The sequence below is a fragment of the Arthrobacter sp. efr-133-TYG-118 genome, assembly GCF_030209755.1.
Lineage (GTDB): Bacteria > Actinomycetota > Actinomycetes > Actinomycetales > Micrococcaceae > Arthrobacter.
Map to the genome: position 1 here is coordinate 36,962 of NZ_JARVRH010000008.1, position 16,834 is coordinate 53,795.

A 16,834-nucleotide genomic window follows, 5' to 3' on the forward strand; every position below is an offset into this window, starting at 1 on the left:
TCACAAATAACTCCCCCGAGCCGGACGCTCGCTCACATATAACAAGGCAGCGGCCAGCGGGATATCCTGCCGGCCGCTGCCTTGCATATCTGTCAGACCATCACTGCCGCACTAAAGCGCGTTGTTTGACTGGTCCTCCCCTTCATTCCGCAGTTTGCCCTTGCCGTGCTGGCCTTCCTGGTCATCCTTCGGCGCGACGGACACGCTGCCGTTTGCCGAGACCAGGACGGACACAAACGTCGGCGAGCTGGTGCCCGCAAAGGTGAGTCGGCCGATGTAGGAGCCAGGCGTCAGGTTGTTCCACGCGAAGGTGAGCTTCCCGGATTTGCCGTTCTTCATGTTGATCGGGTTGGGCGTCACCGTGGCGTTGCCCTGGTTTGCGCCCAGGATCGCGGCATCAACACTGGCCTTGGTGGGCCGGTTGTTGGGGCTGGCATACAGGTTCGCGATGATCGTGTACGTCCCGGGTTCCGGGTTGTCGAGCGAGAGCGACTCACTGGCACTCGGCGTCGCTGCCGTGAACAACTGACCCGACGGCGACAGAACATAAAGATCGAAATCGGCGGTGGAATCGGAGGAAATCACCGAGAATTTCGCGAACGCCGTTCCGGGGGCAACCGTGGCGGTCTTGACGAAGTTCGAAGCATTGTTCGCTACAGCCACAGGACCAGGAACAAGCTCCGCCGCCGAGGAATCAGCCTTGGAAAGACCGTCAACGGTCACAGCCGTAGGTGAGTCGGAACCGGAGACGACGTTGAGGTCCGCCGATCCGCTTGCCTGCTGGGACGAGAAGGCGACGCTCTTGGAGGCCAGCACCGACTGCGGACGGACCGCAATCGGGGAGACCACCGACTTGTTGGCACCTTCCCACTTCAACGATCCCATCGCGAAAGTACCCAGTGCGCCGCTCTTGTTTTCGAAGGTCACTGTGAAGGTCTTCTTTTGGCCGACTTCGTTGAAGTTAAGCACGGACGGGGTGACCTTCACGTCAACGCCAGGGACATCGACTGTGGCCCGGTACTGCCCCGGGGTCAAGGCCGTGACGGTGCGCGTGACCTCGATCTTGCCCGCGAGGTTACCCAGGGCGAACGACGGAAGGTTCATGTCGCGCGGCAGTGTCGATCCGAGTCCCGGCTTGCCGAGATCGACGCCAGTGCCCTGGATGAACTTCAGGTAGTCCTCGGTTCCGGCATCGTAGACCAGGCCCGGTTCCAGCACGCTGGCAGGGTTCATTTCTCCCGCGCCCGTGGCGAAGACGTCCTGGTTCTTGCTTCCGTCGGCCAGCCTGACGTCACTCGCCGTCGTCATCATGGCCGACTTGACCATCGCCGGTGACCAATCGGGATTCTTCGCCAGGATCAAGGCTCCGAAACCTGCAATGTGCGGGGACGCCATGGAGGTACCGGACATGAATCCGTACTCATCACCGTTGCTGCCGATCGGCGAAACACCTGCCAGCACAGCAACGCCGGGAGCCGAGACATCCGGCTTGAGGAGGTCTGAATCGGTGGCGAGGAGCGGGCCGCGGGAGGAGAATCCGGCGATCTGCGGCTGGGCCTCGAGCGGAAGCCCGGTGGTGTCGTGGTCAACCAGGGAAACGGTAATTCCCGGGTTGGCCGCGACCTTGTCCTTGATAGCCTGCGAGGCCGGAGGATTCACGTGGACGGTGGGCACTGCGTGCTTGTCCGTGTCCAACGAGGAGCTGGTGAGGTTCACGAGGATCATGCCCACGCCGCCTCCGCGGAGCACCTCGGCGCTCTTGGCGACGCGGTCAACCACCCCACGGTCACACACCACAACCTTGCCGGCGATTTTCGCCGGGTCCAGGGACCCCGGCGCACAGAGTGCTGCGTTACCGGCTCCTGAGGCGGCGTTTGCGGAGAGCACGACGCCGGCCCCGCTCACCTGGTGGTTCATGATGCTCGCTCCGCGGAACTTGGTGCCGTCGGAGAATTCGACGGTTCCTTGGAGCTCCTGCGAGAAGGAAGTAGCCGCAACCGTGGTCATCCAGGGTGCGCCGTGGTTGACGGTGCTGGCCTGCGGACCCGAGTTACCGGCGGACGCTGCCACAAAAATGCCGGCTGACGCGGCAGAGAGGAACGCCAGCGAGACCGGGTCGGTGGTGGTGTCCGTAGCCCCGGAAATGGAGTAATTCAGGACGTCCACGCCGTCCGCAATAGCCTGGTCAATGGCGGCGATGGCCGCGGAACTATAGCAGCCGCCCGAATTGGGGTCGGTGTCTTCCCAGCAGACCTTGTAGATCGAGAGCTTGGCAGCTGGTGCCACGCCGCTGGTCTTGCCGAAGCTGCGGCCATCCACGAACGTTTCCACACCGGAGTCGCCTGCGGCGGTGCTGGCCGTGTGCGTACCGTGGCTCACGACGTCGATGGGCGAGATCTGTTCATGGGGTGCCCGTTGGGCTGGCGGAACCGTCTGGAGGAAGGCATCTGCGAAATAGTGGGCGGCGAGGACTTTGGAATTGCAGGCAGTTCCGTCAAAGGCCGCCCCGGTGTCGGTGCCCTTCTGGCACTCGCCTATGAAGGTATCTCCGTTGGCCTTCAGCATGGCGATCTTGCCGTCACTCGTGCGGTACGGGACGCCCACCTGGGGGTCGCCGACAAGCGGCTGGACGGGATCGCCGGCGAAGAACTTGCTTGTGGGCGTGTAGCCGGTGTCGATAACGCCCACCACAGTGCCCTTGCCGGCCTGGTCCTGGCCGCCGAACTGGGTATTCCACACGCCGTTCGGTCCGCTGAGGTTGAGGAAATCGGTGGTGGAGTAGTCCGGAGCTGACTGCGTGTCCGGGGCCACGAGGAGAACATCGGGGTTCTTCGCGAGATTGACGGCCTGGTTTGCGGAAAGGGTGGCACTGAAGCCGTTGATGGCTGTGGTGTAGTCGCGATTGATGCTCACGCTCTGCTGCTTGGCCACGTCCTGCTGCTTCTGCTGCAAGTGGGCCTGGTACTGCTTCACTTCGGCCTTGCCGACATCCAGCTTCTTGCCGGCTTGCGGCTTAGTGGGCACATAGCCGGGCGTGCCGCCGTCGTAAGTGGCCGCTGGCTTCTCTGCCAGCACCACCACGTAGCGGCCATCCTGATAAGACTTGGGGTCGACATTCCGGGCAACCCCCGCGGCCATTGATCCGAAGACCGTCGAGCCGGAAGCGGGCGCAGCCTGGGCGGGTGTCAATGCCACCGAGGAGAGCAGAACCGGTAGTCCGACGGCCAACGCCGCAGCTTTTCGAAGCCCCCCGCTTCCAATGAAGCTCTTTCCTTGTGAATTCACGAGTGATTGCACCTTTCCGGGCGATCGTGGCGGTCATGTCAAGATCAATCAACTAAGGATGGACACCGATTGACAGTTCTTGTAATCAGGTAAAGCCCAGCCGATTCAAAGAGTACAGAGTGATAGCTGAATATGACATAGGACACATTTCACGTTTTTTGTCATGTCATTCGGCATCAGAATACATCCGCACGCAGCAGCGGGCACGCCCCCGTCGGAAGGGACGTGCCCGCTGTGCGGATATTCAGATATTGATGACGAAGGCGGGCTGAAAGACGCCTCAGGCGTGTTGGTACGTCAAGCAATCAGCCGCTTCGGCACCGGGGCCGATCCGGACATCGTGGGCCTCGCACATGAGGTTGTTGTTGTGGGTACATTCCGAGCGCTGACAGGCACCCACATGCGCCAGGACTTTGGGGAGTCCTCCCATAAGCGCGGTGTCAATGAAGGTGGCACAGCATGCGTGGTCCGCGGTTCCGCCGATCGTGATCCCGTACGCGGTGCAGCCATGATGGTTGAATCCGCAGCTGCCAACGCTGCATGCGGACACTTCGGCGACGTGTTCGGTCATTGCTCCTCCTGTTGGACGGGGAATTTCCTTGACAGCAATTCCAAGCTACTCCCGAATACGCGCCTTTAACCCGGATGATTAGCGCATTTGCGCGTACCCTATTGCGCTCCAGGTGGTACCAGCGGCCCGGGCCGCTCTAAGAATGGATCCCTCGCAACGCGTCGCTGATTTTGGCCCTTGTCGAAGCATCCGGCGGGACGGAAATACGGTTTTCCCGCGCAGCCCGGTCTGCCATGATCCTTTGGAAAACCATCCTCCCCAGGCCAGCAAAAACAGCGGCAAGGACCACGGGCAAAACCATCGACTTAGCGTTCTCGGCCATGCCGCAATCCTAGTGACGCAAACCACCCCCGGCCAGAGCCGCCGTCGTTCAGTGCCCAGAGCAGCCGCCGGGCATTGAAAACCCCCGACGTCGGCCGGGCGCCGCCGCGAATTGGCAGGCCCCACGGGGCCTCTTCACCGATCTCCCGCAAATAGGGTATGTAGCGATTTGGCCGGTAGAATGGGCATGCAAGCTCGCGGAGCGCCCCCCTTATTCCGTAAGACACTGCCGTTAAACACTGTTGCTGAACACTGTTTGGAGGCAGTTCCGGCGTGAGACGGCACCACTCCGCGGCAGCCTTTAACCAAGGTTTAACCAACGCTCACGCACAGGAGTTACCGGATGCCCCGGATCGTCGTCGACGTCATGCCCAAGCCCGAGATTCTGGACCCTCAGGGGAAAGCCATCGTGGGCGCACTGCCCCGCCTCGGCTTTACCAGCTTTAGCGCAGTCCGCCAGGGCAAGCGCTTCGAACTGACCGTCGACGGCGAGGTGACCGACGCCATCCTCGCCCAGGCCCGCGAGGCCGCCGAGACCCTGCTGTCCAACCCGGTGATCGAAGACGTCGTCAACGTCGAGGTCGTCGAGGCCTGACATGACTGAACTTCCTTTGATCGGCGGAGCCCCTGTGGCCGTCGAACCCCATTTGCTCGGCGCCAAAATCGGCGTCGTCACGTTCCCCGGCACCCTTGACGACCGCGACGCCGCCCGTGCGGTACGCCTCGCAGGCGGCACCGCCGTCGCGCTCTGGCATGCGGACACCCACCTCGCCGACGTGGACGCCGTCGTCATCCCGGGCGGTTTCTCCTATGGCGACTACCTGCGCGCCGGCGCGATTTCGCGCTTCGCTCCGCTGATGTCCCGCATCATCGATGCTGCCAACAGCGACGCCAAGCTGCCTGTGTTGGGTATTTGCAACGGCTTCCAGATCCTGACCGAGTCGCACCTGCTCCCTGGCTCCATGATCAAGAACGACCACTTGAAGTTCTTGTGCCGCGACCAGGTACTGCGGGTCGAGAACAACAAGACCTTGTGGACCTCGGACTACGAGGCCGGCGAGGAAATCACGGTTCCGCTGAAGAACCAGGATGGCCAGTACATCGCCGACGACAAGACCCTGGACGCCCTTGAGGCCGAGGGCCGCGTCGTGTTCCGCTATGTCGGCTGGAACCCGAACGGTTCACGCCGCGACATCGCCGGCATCAGCAACGCCGCCGGCAACGTGGTGGGCCTCATGCCGCACCCGGAGCACGCGGTGGAGCCAGGATTCGGCCCGGAGTCCAACGCAGGCACGGATGGCTTGGGCTTCTTTACCTCCGTCCTGAACAAGATCGTGGGAGGCGCACAGTGACTACCTCAGCTGAAACCGTCGGCAAGAAGTTCAACATCGACACCGTCGAGAACGCGGCCAAGACGCCGGACACCGAGCTCCCCTGGGCCGAACTCGGCCTCAAGCAGAACGAGTTCGACGAGGTCGTGAAGGTCCTGGGCCGCCGCCCCACCGGCGCCGAACTCGCCATGTACTCCGTCATGTGGAGCGAGCACTGCTCCTACAAGTCCTCGAAGAACCACCTGCGCCAGTTCGGCGAAAAGGTGACCGAAGAGATGAAGAAGGACATGCTCGTGGGCATCGGCGAAAACGCCGGCGTCACCAACCTGGGCGACGGCTGGGCCGTGACGTTCAAGATCGAGTCCCACAACTCGCCGTCGTTCGTGGAGCCCTACCAGGGTGCCGCAACCGGCATCGGCGGCATTGTCCGCGACATCATCTCCATGGGCGCCCGCCCGGTGGCAGTGATGGATCCGCTGCGTTTCGGCGCCATCGACCACCCGGACACGGCCCGCGTCATGCACGGTGCCGTTGCCGGCATTGGTGGCTACGGCAACTCGCTTGGCCTGCCGAACATCGGCGGCGAAATGGTGTTCGACTCGGTGTACCAGGGCAACCCTCTGGTCAACGCGCTGGCAGTCGGCGTCATGCGCCACGAAGACATCCGTTTGGCCAACGCCTCCGGCAAGGGCAACAAGGTAGTCCTTTTCGGTGCACGCACCGGCGGCGACGGCATTGGCGGCGCATCGGTGCTGGCCTCGGAGTCCTTCGACGACACCAAGCCCTCCAAGCGCCCCGCTGTCCAGGTAGGCGACCCCTTCGCCGAAAAGGTGCTCATCGAGTGCTGCCTGGAGCTGTTCAAGGGTTCGCTGGTTGAGGGTATCCAGGACCTCGGCGCCGCGGGCATCTCCTGCGCCACGTCCGAGCTCGCTTCCAACGGCGACGGCGGCATGCAGGTTGAGCTGACCTCCGTGCTGCTCCGCGACCCCACGCTGACCCCGGGCGAAATCCTGATGTCCGAGTCGCAGGAACGCATGATGGCGGTCGTCACCCCTGGGAACATCGCCGCGTTCGAAGCTGTCATGGACAAATGGGCCGTGGAGTACTCGTGGCTTGGTGAAGTGACCGATACCGGACGCCTGATCATCACGTGGGAAGGCGAAGTCATTGTCGACGTCGACCCGCGCACCGTTGCCCACGACGGTCCGGTCTACGACCGCCCGTTTGCCCGCCCCTCATGGCAGGATTCCGTCCAGGCCGATACCTTCACGGGCTCCGTGCAGGACGCAGGCCGCCCCTCCACCTCCGGGGAACTGGCCGCTGCCATCACCGAGCTCATTGCTTCGCCGAACATGTGCAGCAAGGCCTGGATCACCAAGCAGTACGACCGCTACGTCGGCGGCAACACCGCCATGGCGTTCCCGGACGACGCCGGAGTGGTCCGCGTGGACGAGGAAACCGGCCTTGGCGTGGCCCTGGCCACCGACGCCAACGGCCGCTACACCTACCTCGACCCGTACCACGGCGCACAGCTGGCACTTGCCGAGGCGTACCGCAACGTCGCCACCTCCGGCGCGGTCCCGATGGCCGTCAGCGACTGCCTGAACTTCGGTTCCCCCGAGGATCCCGACGTCATGTGGCAGCTGGCCGAGTCCATCCGTGGACTATCGGACGCGTGCATGGAGCTGGGCGTCCCGGTCACCGGTGGCAACGTCTCGTTGTACAACCAGACGGGTACCGTGCCGATCCACCCCTCCCCTGTGGTTGCAGTTCTGGGCAAGCTCGACGACGTCGCGCGCCGCACCCCGTCCGGCTGGAAGGAAGACGGCCAGGCCATCTACCTGCTGGGCACCACGGCCGCGGAACTGGACGGCTCGGAATGGTCCAACCTGCGCGGACACCTCGGTGGCTTGCCGCCGAAGGTTGACCTGTCCATGGAGCGCCAGCTGGGCGAAATCCTCATCAACGCTTCGCGCGACGGCATGATCGACGCCGCGCACGACCTCTCCGAGGGCGGCCTTGCCGCTGCGCTGGTGGAGTCCGCACTGCGCTACGGCGTCGGCGCCCGGATTGCGCTGGACGAACTCGTGGAGCGCGACGGCGTGGACCTGTTCACCGCTTTGTTCTCCGAGTCCCAGGGCCGGGCCATCGTGTCCGTTCCGCGCTCCGAGGAAATACGCTTCAAGGACATGTGCACCGCCCGCGGCTTCGCCCACCTCCGGATCGGCGTCGTCGACGCTGCCGGCGGCAAGCTGGAGATCAACGGCGTGGACGAGCTCTCCTTGGACGCTCTTAGTGAAGCCCACGAGGCCACACTGCCGAAGTACTTCGGCTAATTTAACGCGGGGTCACTTACGGCCCAAGAATCCCCTCGGGATGGGCCGTAAGTGACCCCGCGTTGTTCGTTTTCAGTCTTCGCTGTGGAGGTCCCGGCGTCGGGCGCTCAAGAGCTCAAGTTCGGGGCGCGCGGCAACAAAGCGTTCGACGGCGTCGAGCACCTCCACGAGATGCGCCCGGTCTGCTGCCACTCCGCCTGCGCCGATGAGGGCACGGCGATGCTGGTCCAAGTGCCCGGTCTCGGCGGCAGAGACCTCGAAACGCCGTTTCAACTCGGCGATCAGCGGCCGCACCAGGGAACGTTTCTCCTTCAGGCTGTGCACCTCGCCGAGGAGGATATCGAATTCGATCCACGCGATCCACATGCGCCCATCGTATCCAGTAGTCGCGCGCCCTCCCGCTTCGGAGCCCACGGTGGCAAGATGAGGGCAGACCAAAGGAGCTCCATGGGCGCTGACGATCATACGAACAAGGCCGGCAATGCAGTATCCCGGGGCGCCGATTCGGTGGGAGACGCCGTAGACGACGCCAAGGATTCACCGACCGTCCGGGTAGTGGCCCGGGCCGGCTTCGTGGCCTTGGGGCTGATACACCTCCTGATCGGGATTATCGCCCTAGGGATTGCGCTGGGCGCATCCGGCCAAGCCGACCAAAGCGGTGCGGTCGGCCAGATGGCGGCCACGCCTGGCGGAGTCGTCCTTTTGTGGGCGGGGCTGATCGCCTGCGGTGTCCTCGCGCTCTACATGGCGAGCGACGCCGTGATGGGGTGGAGCGGGGGTGGCAGCTCGAAGCCCTGGATGAACCGGCTCAAGGCGGCCGGGCAGGCGATCGTCTTCGCTGTGGCCGCGGTGACCTTCGGCAGTTTTGCGCTCAGCCGTCCAAGCAGCAGCAGCGAGAAATCCCGTACGACCAGCGCAGACCTCATGTCCAGCACTCCCGGCACCGTCCTCCTGGTGATCATCGGGGTGGCGCTGCTGGCGGCAGCCGGCACGTACGTCTTCCTGGGGATCACACGCAAGTACGAAAAGAACCTGAGGGGAAAGCCGTCCGGGGCCTTGGGAGACGCGTTTACGGTGCTGGGCGTGGTGGGCTATTGCGCGAAAGGGGTGGCCCTCGGCGCCGTCGGCCTGCTCATCCTGATCGCCACAGCGGCGCACGACCCCTCCCAACAAGGGGGCCTCGATTCGGCGCTCAAGGCCTTCCTGAAACAACCATTTGGCGGGTGGGTGCTCGGGTTCGTCAGCCTCGGACTCATGGCCTACGGCGTCTACTCCTTGTTCCGTTCCCGTTACCAGCGGCTCTGACGACGGCCCGCGCAGGTTGGCACGGCCCGCGCAAAAAAGCCCGACGGCGGCCCCCACCTAGGGTGGGAACCGCCGTCGGGCGCTTATTTAGCTTGGTCGTGCTACTTGGACGTGCCTTGCGACACGGATCCTTGAAGCTGGCGCTGGAAGATGATGTAGACGATCAGCACCGGAACCACGGTGACCGTGACGGCAGCGAACAGGGCGCCGAAGTCCACGGCATAACCCATCTGGCCAGCGAAGGCGGCCAGTCCTTGGGACAGCACACGCGGCCCGGCCGCGTTGATGGCCACCGGAATCAGGAACTGGTTCCACAGGCCCAGGAAGTTGAAAATGGCAACGGAAGCGAGTCCCGGTTTGGCCATCGGCAACATGACCTGGAAGAACGTCCGCCACTCACCCGCCCCGTCCAAGGCAGCCGCCTCGGTGATTTCGTGGGGAAGCGACTTGAAGAAGGAGAACAGGAAGAACACCGTGAACGGCAGCGCGAAGCCAACGTACACGAGGATGAGGCCCGGCAAAGTGTTCAATAAGCCGATGTTCCGCATGACGAAGAACAACGGCACCATGGCGAGGAAGATCGGGAAGGTGAGCCCGGCAAGCATGAGGTAGTAGATCGCTTTGCTGCCGAAGAAGACATAACGCGCCAGGACGTAGGCACACATGGCGCCTAGCACCATGACGATCACCAAAGCGGACCCCACGACGATCACAGAGTTGAGGAAGTAACTCCCGATTCCGGCCTCGGTCCATGCCCGGACGTAGTTGTCGAAACGCCACTGCGAGGGCAAGGCGAACGGCGAAGCGAAGATCTCGCTGGACGTCTTGAAGGAGGACATGAAAGTCCACAGCAGTGGCAGGATCACGATAAGTGACCAGATGCTGAGGGCCGTGTGCGAAACGGCGCCCACCACCCGGTCCCCCGTGGTCATGGCCGGCTTGCGGGGGTTGAAATGCAGGGATTTCATTTCCTGGCTGGCAATTTTGGTAGTCATCAGAGGGACACATCCTTGTCGCCACCAGTGAGCCTGTTGACCAGGAACACAAGGCCGGAGAAAATCAGGGTGGCTACGGCGAGCACAACGCCCATGGCGCTAGCCAGGCCGAACTGGCCCTTCGTGAAAGCGGTGAAGAAGAGCTGCTGGGACATCACCAAGGTGGAGTTGTCCGGGCCACCGCCGGAGTTCAGGGCGGCCATGTAGACGAAGGCGTCCAGCGCCAGGATTCCCATGTAGATGTAGGCGGTCTGGATATTGTCCCGGATCAGCGGGATAGTGATGGACACGGCAGTGCGGAAACGCCCGGCCCCGTCAATCCTGGCCGCCTCAAACAGCTCGGCAGGGATCCCCTTGATGCCCGCGACGAACAGCACCATGTAGAAGCCGATGAAGCCCCACACGATCACGAACATCGTGGCGATCATGGCGGTGTTCTTGTCGCCGAGCCAGGCGTAGGACTTGAACTGGTCCATGCCCAGGGATGTGAGGATGCCGTTCAGCAGGCCTCCGGAAGGATCGTAGATCTGGCCCCACATGATGCCGATGGCAATTGCCGGAATCGTGTAGGGGAAGAAGGAGACAACCCGGTAGAAGCTGGAGTTGCGCAAGCCCTTGATCTGGCCTTTGCTGCTGCCCCCCACGGTTACCAAGGTTGCGAGTACAAGGCTGAGGATGATGGTAATGATGGGCAGGAAGATGACCAACAGGATGTTGTTCCCCATGGCCTTCATGAAGATGTCATCCGTAAAGAGCTTCTGGTAGTTCTGAAGGCCAATGAAGTTTTGCTTGGGTGAGAACCCCGACCAGTCAGTCAGGGAGTAGCCGAAGGCCTGGATGAATGGCCAGATCACAAACAGGATGTAGATGGTCAGGGGTACGCCAAGGAAGACCACAAAGAAGCTGATCTTGTCGAACGTCAGGGGCTTGCGCCGCCTCTTGTAGACGGATGGTGCGGTATCCGGAACGACGACGGCGGACGCACCGTCGCCATTCCGGAGTGTTTTTGCTTTCACTAAAGTCACTTCACTTCAATCTTCGTGACCGAGCTGTCGTTGCGGACCTTGTCGGTGATCTTCTGCAGGTCCGACGTCAGGGTGGCGACGTCGGACTTTCCATCCAGGAATGTGTTCCACACAACCAACTGGTCTTTGTTCATCCCGTAGAGGTCAACAAAGTTCCACGTGAAGATGTTCGATCCAGCATCGCTGAGCAGCTTCGTCTGGGAAACCAGGGCGGTGGAACCGAAGCCATCGGCGGGAACGGTGTCCTTGACGATGGTGGGGGCCAGCTTGGTCTTGGCAAAGTTGGTGGCAGCATCCTTGGACAGCATGACACGCAGCAATTCCTTGCCACCAGCAACGTTTTTGCCCTGGGACGGAACAACGAAGGGCTCGCCGGAAGCGCTGTGCATTGCCTCGTAAGGAAGTTTGGATCCCGAGGTCACAGTAGGAACCGGTACGCCGGTCATCTTGAATCCGGACTTGGTCTGGTCCTTCATCTCGTTTTCTATCCACGAGCCGGACGGGTAGAACACGGCTTCCTGGGCGTTGCTCCACTGCGCCTGCGCTGCGGTGAACTGCGTACCCGAGCCACCTGGCTTGAAGTGGCCCGCCTTGACGATCTTGTTCAGGGCGGTAAAGACGCTCTGGATGGCCGGGTGGGACCAGGCGTCCGCTTTCAGGTTTTCAAGGCCGAGGCGAACGTCATTGCCGCCTTCCTTGATGGCGGAAGCGATCGCCATCTCCTGGTAGTACGTGGCGGCTTCCTTGCCCCAGACGAACAGGTATTTGCCTTTGGCCTTGGCCTGCTCGCCAAGGGTGTACATGTCATCCCAGGTCTTCGGCACGGTCCACCCGTTGTCCTTCAGGTATGAATCCGAGTACCACATGGCGTAAACGGTCAGCACGTAGTTCAGGGCCGCCAGCTTGCCATTGAAAGTACCCGGGGCGAGCACTCCAGCGTAGAGGGTGTCCTTGATGACCTTACCTTCGAGGTTCTTGGCCTCGACCACGCTGGTGAGGTCTTCAAGCTGGGCCAAGATGGTGCTGAAGCCGATTGCCTTGGCACCGGAGTTGTCGATCAGGTCCGGCGGGTTGCCTCCGACGAATCGCGGCTGGAGTTCCTGCGCGATGTCCGTGGACGGGGAAATCTTGGCGGTGGAACCTGAATGTGCGCTTTCGAAGCCCTTCCCCGCGAAGTCAACGTAGTCGATTCCATACCCGCCCTTGAAAATCACGGCGTCAACGGTGGACTTGTCTGCCATACCGAACGGATTCGTATCTGAAACGGTGCCCGTAGGACCGGTGGTTCCTCCGCCGCCACCGGCTGCGCAGGAGGCCATCGAGCCGGCCAACGGCACAAGCACGGCCGCGGCGAGCGCGCCGCGGAGGAAACCGCGACGTGCAAAGGACTGCTGCTGAACGTTCATCCTAAAACCCTCCAGAGACTCGTAGTACCGAACTCTGACGGCGCCTCGGCCGGCAGTCGATCGGTCCGGGCACCGCCGCTGCGACGCGCCCTTCGTGTGACATACTTCACCACGAGTGATTGAAAAGCAATATTTGAGGGCAGTTTCAATCAACTTTTGTCAAAATGTGATCTGACGCGCCAGCCACCCAGGAGGGGCCACTTGGGTGGTTTAGCCCCGTAAATTCAGGGATTTTGCGCACTGAGCGATGGCCTCGCGCGCCCATTGCTGCTGTTGCTCGGTTCCTACCCGCTCAGCCCACTGTTCGGCAAGCTGGAACTCGACCATCGCCTCGGTGCGCCGCCCGTCGTCGTACATCGCCCAACCGAGGTTGTTGTGCAGTGAAACCATCCACCGCTTGGTGCGCGAATCCTCGACGGCGGAGGCGTATCCAAGGGCGCTGCGCGTCCATGATTCCTGGTGGCCGGAGTCCGCGATGGCCAGCATATGAAGTGCGTCCACGGCGAGGAAATCTTCGCCCAGGAGGTCTCCCATCTCGGCGGCCTGCTCAAACAGCGGAACAGCCATGGCAGGGTGGCCGGCGGAGTTGAGCAGGCGGCCGCGCTCCAGGAGGATCCGCACCGCAACGGTCGGTTCCTCTTCGGCGTCGATTCCGTCCAGGAGCGCATCCGCTTCCTCGAAGCGGCCCTGCAGGCCGATGGCCCGGCCCAATTGGGTTGCGAGCTCGGCCCGTTCAAAGGCATCGTAGGCAGAATCCGTCATGGCTTCGCGGAAGCGGGCTTCCGACAACGCAGGGTCCTCAAAATTCCACAGCTCATCGAGGGTCGTTTGTTCCAGCATCTGGCTCCTCCTGATTGCTTTGAGGCTGGGAAGGTGCGGTCCACTCACAATCTAGCCGAAGCAGCAGACGGGGCCCGCGTGTCAGTCCTTGGCGAGCCGGGCCCAGCCCAGTTGCTCCTGCTGCTTGCGGCTCAGCGAGGAAACCACCAGGTCATAGGAGTCCTCCACCATGTCCCTGACCATGGAGTCAGGGAGGGCGCCGTCCAGGCGCACGCCGTTCCAGTGCGTCTTGTTCATGTGCCAGGCGCCCGTGATTTCCGGATGGGCCGAGCGAAGTTGCACGGCCAGGGAGGGATCGCATTTGAGGCTCACCGCCAGGTTGTGGTCGTCCAAGGCAGAGGCGGCGAACATCTTGCCCTCCTGCTTGGATCCACCGGACACGGCGGACCGGACTTTGAAAACCGACGTTTCCGGGCCAAACGGGAAGTCTTCGTAGGTCCCGGGGAAGCCAAGGCAGATTTGGCGGAGTGTGGCAGCGTCCATGTAGCGAGACTAGCGGAGTACGACGATCAGCGGACCGAGCGCCTCACGCAACGTCCAGGAAGTCCTCGAGGAGCACCACTTCCAGGCCGGCAGCCACCTGCGCCGAACGGAATGCCTCGAAGTCCGCCGCGAATTCGGGGCGGAAGTGCATCAGGACGATGTCGCCGGGCCGGAGGGAATTGCCGTACTGGTAGTCCATGCGCCCGGCATTGGCCTTGGCCTCCCACGTAATGATGGCCTTCAAACCGGCGGCTGCCACGGCTTGCCGCATGGCCGTCGAATAGGCACCTCCAGGAGGCCTGAACAGGGTGGGCCTGCGGCCGTACTGCTGGACGGCAAAATCCTGCATACCCGCGATGTCGTCAAGCTGACGCTGGTAGCTCCATTGCGTGGTCATGTTGACGTTGTGGCTGACCGTATGGTTTTCAACCAGGCTCCCCTGCGCCATGAACGCCTTGAAGAATCCAGGGTTGTCGCGGACAGTGTTGCTCGTCAGGAACAGTGTGGCCGGGTAGCCGTTCTCCTTGAGGAGGCGCACGCTTTCCGGGGACTTGACCAGTCCGTCGTCGATCGTGAGGAACACCACGGGATGTTTGGTCGGGATCTTGGTGATCACGGGAGCCAGTCCGCCTTGGATAGGCGGCAGGGTGAAGTCCGGGACGAAGGGGTTCCTGAGTCGCCCGGGGCCCGCGGGGCTTGGTGTTGGAGTCATCGCGGTGCTTGCGGACGACGACGGTGTGGGGTCCGCCGTGCGGGGAGCCGTCGTCGGGCTTTCTGCGGACGGGTTTCCCGGGAGCGCGCATGCCCCCAGCCCGGCCACAAGGGAAGCCCCGAGGAAACCGAGCGCGGTGCGTCGGCTGGCGGTGGAGGGGTGGTCGTCACACATGGGGTTTCCTGGTCTCGGAGGGGTGCTTGTCCCCTGGAACATACCAGCGGCCGGTTAACAGAAAGCGACGCTAGATGCCGCTCCGCCAGCCCATCTGTGCGGGACAAGCGTTCATCACAACGTCCAGGCCCGCAGCTTTGGCCCGCTCCGCTGCATCCTCGTCAATTACTCCAAGCTGGAGCCACACGGCTTTCGCTCCCACGGCAATCGCTTCGTCCACTACCGCGCCGACGCGCGAGGAGTTCACAAAGCAGTCGACGACGTCGATGGGCTGCTTCTCGAAGGGCACGTCGGCAAGGAATTTGTACCCGGTTTCGCCGTGGACGTCTTCGCCTTTTTGGTTGATCGGGATGATCTCCATGCCCATGGTGTCGCGAACGTAGAGAGCCACTTCGAACGCCGAGCGCCACTCATTCGTGCTAAGTCCCACGATTGCCCAGCGGCCCCTTGTTCGCATAAGCCGGTCAATGACTGCCGGATCGTTGACGTGTGTCATAACTCCAGCCTACTAGCGGGATAGCAGTCCAAGGAGCCAACGCAGCGACGTCCCGGCAGGCTTCAGGGACACGCCGTCCTGGGCGTTCTCGGCTGCTTGCTGAACGCCGTTCTGGAGGTCCTCCGCCGTCGGGGTGGATGGGATGGCAGTTTTGGGCTGCGGAAGGACTCCTTGCGAGTCGGTCTTAGGCTCGGTGTGCACTGCCTTCGGCGCTTCGGGCAGTCCGTCGCTTGGCTGGCGTGCGGGGGCGGGAACGTTCACCGGAGCAAGCGGTTGGCTCGCCGCATTACCGGTGCTGGCCGGAGCGGAGGCTACCGGGTCCGCCGAAGAGCCTTCCACTGGACGCGCGGCCGGCGACAGATCGACGGGAGCCGGGTGTGTCGCAACCTTCGGGGAGTCCTGGGCGGGGGCTGGAGGTACGAGCGAAGGCGGAGCAGTGGTCCAAGCGGGCGCCCAGCCAGAGATGAGGACCTGCATGAATTCCGGGGTTCCCTTGCTGAATCCGCCATTCGCGGCCGCAACGCCACCAACCCCCAGGCCCATGGCGGTCAGGACGGCGGCACCAATCACGACGGGGCGATGCTTGCGCAACCGGCGCTGCTTCCCGAGCTCGTCGCAGGGAGGGGTGTCACCCACGGCCGAGCCGGCCAGCATCGCCGCGAGTGCGGGCCCTGGGACCGGCGCCGGCATGGACGCAAACGATTCCAGTGCTCTCAACGAATCCGTGAGTTCGGGGGTGCCCGTGAGGCCAGCCTCAAGCATGAGCTCGAGGATGATCGCGTCGCGGTCAATGTCCTTGCAATCCCAACGCATCATGGGGCCACGTATTCCTTTACTACCGAGTGCTCGCGGAGTGCATTCAACGCCCGGCGCTGCAGTTGCTTGACTGCGCCTTGGCTTTTCCCCATGATTTCGGCTGCTTGGTCCACAGTCAGACCGGCAACAATGCGAAGCGTCAGGACTTCCCGCTGATCTTCCCGAAGAAGATCCAGCAGCGCCATGACTTCGCCGGGCGCCACACGGTCCATCGCTTCGGCTTCCGCCGAACTCGATTGGCGCGTGTCACGCTCAGGTTCAAACTCGTGGTGCTCGGGCGCCCTGCTTTGCCGACGGTGGTCATCCACCATCCGGGCGTGGGCCACCGAGAATACAAAGGTCCGCAGACCGCTGACGCCGCCCGTGATCGTCTCAACGCGCGGCAGGACGGCAAGAAAGACGTCCTGGGTGACAGCTTCGGGATCCGAAACACCTTTTGCTGTAAGGTAGCCGAGCACCTGGCCCGCAAAGGCCTGGTAGACGGCGCTGAACAGTTCAGCCTCCCGGCCGCGAAGGGCCAGCAATGCTGCATCGGTCAAGGGGTCGGTCACTGAAGCGTGGCTTTCGTTGGGGAGCGAATGTCCGGATCCAAGCGAGATCCTCGGTACCGCCCAAACGCCGCAGGGCCGGGCAACCTCACCTAGCTTAACCGCTGCTCCCGCTGTGCCCAAGGACCGGCCTTCGGTTCCGGAGGCTTGCCTCTCCCGGACTTTCTGCACATCCACGAAACCCCTTCAG

17 protein-coding genes are annotated in these 16,834 nt (G+C 62.8%); 4 read left to right on the plus strand and 13 right to left on the minus strand.

Features of this window, described 5'->3' with window-relative positions; genetic code table 11:
* Nucleotides 1-111: 111 nt before the first annotated feature.
* The 3 genes from QRN59_RS07305 to QRN59_RS07315 all read right to left on the minus strand — a co-directional run bounded on the left by QRN59_RS07305 (nt 112) and on the right by QRN59_RS07315 (nt 4,178).
* Complete coding sequence (locus QRN59_RS07305) at nt 112-3,285, minus strand: S8 family serine peptidase (protein ID WP_284981848.1); 3,174 nt, start codon at nt 3,283-3,285, stop codon at nt 112-114.
* Between the two features lie 280 nt (nt 3,286-3,565).
* Nucleotides 3,566-3,856, minus strand: coding sequence for a DUF1540 domain-containing protein (locus tag QRN59_RS07310; RefSeq protein WP_284981849.1), 291 nt, complete (start codon nt 3,854-3,856; stop codon nt 3,566-3,568).
* 136 nt (nt 3,857-3,992) lie between these two features.
* Nucleotides 3,993-4,178, minus strand: coding sequence for a hypothetical protein (locus tag QRN59_RS07315; protein ID WP_059388516.1), 186 nt, complete (start codon nt 4,176-4,178; stop codon nt 3,993-3,995).
* 342 nt (nt 4,179-4,520) lie between these two features.
* Between QRN59_RS07315 and purS the strand changes: the two genes are divergently transcribed.
* From purS to purL, 3 genes are read left to right on the plus strand one after another with little or no spacing between them, the layout of a single operon-like run.
* Nucleotides 4,521-4,772, plus strand: coding sequence for a phosphoribosylformylglycinamidine synthase subunit PurS (gene purS, locus QRN59_RS07320; RefSeq protein WP_028265707.1), 252 nt, complete (start codon nt 4,521-4,523; stop codon nt 4,770-4,772).
* A 1-nt stretch (nt 4,773) separates the two neighbouring features.
* Nucleotides 4,774-5,529 (plus strand): phosphoribosylformylglycinamidine synthase subunit PurQ, encoded by a 756-nt coding sequence (purQ, locus tag QRN59_RS07325; protein ID WP_284981850.1) that lies wholly within the window; start codon nt 4,774-4,776, stop codon nt 5,527-5,529.
* Nucleotides 5,526-7,844 carry a phosphoribosylformylglycinamidine synthase subunit PurL gene (gene purL / locus QRN59_RS07330; RefSeq protein WP_284981851.1) on the plus strand — a complete coding sequence of 773 codons (2,319 nt, stop codon included), beginning with the start codon at nt 5,526-5,528 and terminating at the stop codon, nt 7,842-7,844. Before purQ ends, purL begins: the two co-directional genes overlap by 4 nt.
* Before the next feature lie 72 nt (nt 7,845-7,916).
* Here purL and QRN59_RS07335 read toward each other — a convergent pair whose 3' ends face one another.
* A complete protein-coding gene (locus QRN59_RS07335; RefSeq protein WP_284981853.1) occupies nt 7,917-8,210 on the minus strand; it encodes a DUF503 domain-containing protein in 294 nt (97 codons plus the stop codon).
* Nucleotides 8,211-8,291: 81 nt separating this feature from the next.
* Here QRN59_RS07335 and QRN59_RS07340 point away from each other — a divergent pair, with 81 nt between their 5' ends.
* On the plus strand, nt 8,292-9,149 hold the full coding sequence (locus QRN59_RS07340; protein WP_284981855.1) for a DUF1206 domain-containing protein: 858 nt from the start codon (nt 8,292-8,294) through the stop codon (nt 9,147-9,149).
* Nucleotides 9,150-9,250: 101 nt separating this feature from the next.
* Here QRN59_RS07340 and QRN59_RS07345 read toward each other — a convergent pair whose 3' ends face one another.
* The 9 genes from QRN59_RS07345 to QRN59_RS07385 form a co-directional block, all read right to left on the minus strand.
* Nucleotides 9,251-10,144 carry a carbohydrate ABC transporter permease gene (locus tag QRN59_RS07345; protein ID WP_284981856.1) on the minus strand — a complete coding sequence of 298 codons (894 nt, stop codon included), beginning with the start codon at nt 10,142-10,144 and terminating at the stop codon, nt 9,251-9,253.
* Nucleotides 10,144-11,160, minus strand: coding sequence for a carbohydrate ABC transporter permease (locus QRN59_RS07350; protein ID WP_284981857.1), 1,017 nt, complete (start codon nt 11,158-11,160; stop codon nt 10,144-10,146). The genes QRN59_RS07345 and QRN59_RS07350 overlap by 1 nt, the downstream gene beginning before the upstream one ends.
* 5 nt (nt 11,161-11,165) lie before the next feature.
* Nucleotides 11,166-12,575 carry an N-acetylglucosamine/diacetylchitobiose ABC transporter substrate-binding protein gene (ngcE, locus tag QRN59_RS07355; protein WP_284981858.1) on the minus strand — a complete coding sequence of 470 codons (1,410 nt, stop codon included), beginning with the start codon at nt 12,573-12,575 and terminating at the stop codon, nt 11,166-11,168.
* A gap of 210 nt (nt 12,576-12,785) precedes the next feature.
* Nucleotides 12,786-13,415, minus strand: coding sequence for a hypothetical protein (locus QRN59_RS07360; RefSeq protein WP_284981859.1), 630 nt, complete (start codon nt 13,413-13,415; stop codon nt 12,786-12,788).
* A gap of 81 nt (nt 13,416-13,496) precedes the next feature.
* Nucleotides 13,497-13,898 (minus strand): MmcQ/YjbR family DNA-binding protein, encoded by a 402-nt coding sequence (locus tag QRN59_RS07365; RefSeq protein ID WP_284981861.1) that lies wholly within the window; start codon nt 13,896-13,898, stop codon nt 13,497-13,499.
* 43 nt (nt 13,899-13,941) lie between these two features.
* A complete protein-coding gene (locus tag QRN59_RS07370) occupies nt 13,942-14,784 on the minus strand; it encodes a polysaccharide deacetylase family protein (RefSeq protein WP_284981862.1) in 843 nt (280 codons plus the stop codon).
* Between the two features lie 70 nt (nt 14,785-14,854).
* Complete coding sequence (locus QRN59_RS07375; RefSeq protein WP_284981863.1) at nt 14,855-15,280, minus strand: CoA-binding protein; 426 nt, start codon at nt 15,278-15,280, stop codon at nt 14,855-14,857.
* A 12-nt stretch (nt 15,281-15,292) separates the two neighbouring features.
* Nucleotides 15,293-16,096, minus strand: a complete 804-nt coding sequence (locus QRN59_RS07380) for a hypothetical protein (protein WP_284981864.1) — start codon at nt 16,094-16,096, stop codon at nt 15,293-15,295.
* Nucleotides 16,093-16,647, minus strand: coding sequence for an RNA polymerase sigma factor (locus tag QRN59_RS07385; protein WP_284981865.1), 555 nt, complete (start codon nt 16,645-16,647; stop codon nt 16,093-16,095). Before QRN59_RS07385 ends, QRN59_RS07380 begins: the two co-directional genes overlap by 4 nt.
* Between the last annotated feature and the right edge of the window lie 187 nt (nt 16,648-16,834).